The organism is Hyphomonas sp. GM-8P (assembly GCF_003263315.1).
Lineage (GTDB): Bacteria > Pseudomonadota > Alphaproteobacteria > Caulobacterales > Hyphomonadaceae > Hyphomonas.
This window is the reverse complement of record NZ_AWFE01000132.1, coordinates 1-1,653: the sequence shown is the minus strand read 5'-3', so window position 1 is coordinate 1,653 and position 1,653 is coordinate 1. Positions and strand designations below refer to the sequence as shown.

Below are 1,653 nucleotides of genomic sequence, written 5' to 3'. Positions count from 1 at the left end.
TGCTGATCGAATGGCGCGAAAGCGACGACCGGGTCTACATGACCGGCCCGGTCGAACTGGAATTCGAAACCGAAATCTGAGCTTGGTGGAACGGAACCCGGGTGGGGCGGTGCCAATGGCATGGCATCGCCGTGCATCCGTGTTTCAAATTTGACCATTGGTTGCAGTAATCGGCCAATCGTTTCGATATCGAGTCGATTCCATCTTGAGGGGGCAATCATTAGTTGCTTTAACGTCTGTTCGGACGGCAAGTATTGCGGTCTGTGGTGGGAACTTCGACAAACTGCTTCGCGCGATATCGCGCTTTTCAGGCATCGTTGCGTTCCGAGTGTAGAATACACCTCCGGGGGGAAGAGATGCGTTTACAAGCGCTCGATGGATGGCGTGGCCTCGTAGCGGTCCTGGTCATCCTGTTTCATGTTTATGTGTTGCACACATTCTTTCTGGCGGAGTGGCTGCGATATCTCGCGCCTGTCCTGGAATTCTTCTTCATCGTCAGCGGTTTTGTCATGGCGCTCGGCTTTGGCGACAAAGTCACCGACACGAAGAGCTTTGTTGGCTACATTATCAGGCGGGGTGGGCGCGTCTGGCCGATACACCTCGCAATGATTGGCTTGCTGCTGCTTATCCCACTGCTACGCTTCATCATGCAAACGCCGGGCGACCTTTTCTCCGGTCAGCTTACGCTTGAGTCCCTGCCGGCTCAGTTGCTGATCCTGCAAACCTAGACTCCTGAATATGCCATGACCTGGAACTATCCGTCATGGACTCTGTCCGGCGAAGTGTTCGCTTATTTCCTGATGGGTATCCTTGTGTGGGTCGCGCGAAAGGAGCCTCTGCGCTGGGTGCTTGGTCTGATGATTATCGCGGTTGCCGGCACGTTTTTCTACAATGCGATGATGAGCTCGCCCAACTACAATACCGTCACGGTATCGCGTGCGGTGACAGGGTTTTTCTTCGGCTTCCTGCTTTACCATGCCTGGCGCCGCTACCCGCTGACGAATGTGCGGGTTGCGGCTGTGTTGGAAGTGGTGGTCGTGATCGCGTGCTGCCTGCTCTTCCAATGGCACCCGGACGGGCTAGCCTATTTCCTTTTCTATCCGCTGTTTGCGGCATTGATCTACGCCTATGCTGGCGACAACGGATTGGTGTCGCGTTTTATGTGCTCGTCCCCCCTGCAGTGGTTGGGGAAGTACTCCTTTTCCATCTACATGTTCCACGGCGTGGTTTCTAAATGGATCATGATCGCTGGCCGTTTCATTGACGCGCGCACGGAACTGCCGCTGATACGCGCTGTGGAAGCGCCGTCCGTGGTGCATACCGTTAATGTGATCGACCTGCCTCAGCAGTGGATGAACGATCTGCTTGTGCTTGCCTATGTGATTGTCGTTTTGGTCGGTGGCCGGATCATTTACTCGCTCGTTGAGGCGCCTTCCCGGGATTACTTCAAGGATCTGTCGATCCGCATGATGAAGCGAATGGCGGCAAAGGAAGCGGCAAAACAATCGGAAATCTCCGGCGGTGTCGCGCCGGTTGCGGCTGCGGCGGCGCCGGAAGCCCCGACCCAGCGCCCCTGATTCTGCGCGATCGCCGCTCTGAATTCGCATGACCCTCGATGGCGAGGAATTGCTGATCGAATGGCGCGAAAGCGAC

1 pseudogene is annotated in these 1,653 nt (G+C 56.0%); it reads left to right on the top strand.

Features of this window, described 5'->3' with window-relative positions:
* Nucleotides 1–356 precede the first annotated feature (356 nt).
* Nucleotides 357–1,577: pseudogene (locus tag HY26_RS17920) on the top strand (acyltransferase family protein).
* Nucleotides 1,578–1,653: the final 76 nt, after the last annotated feature.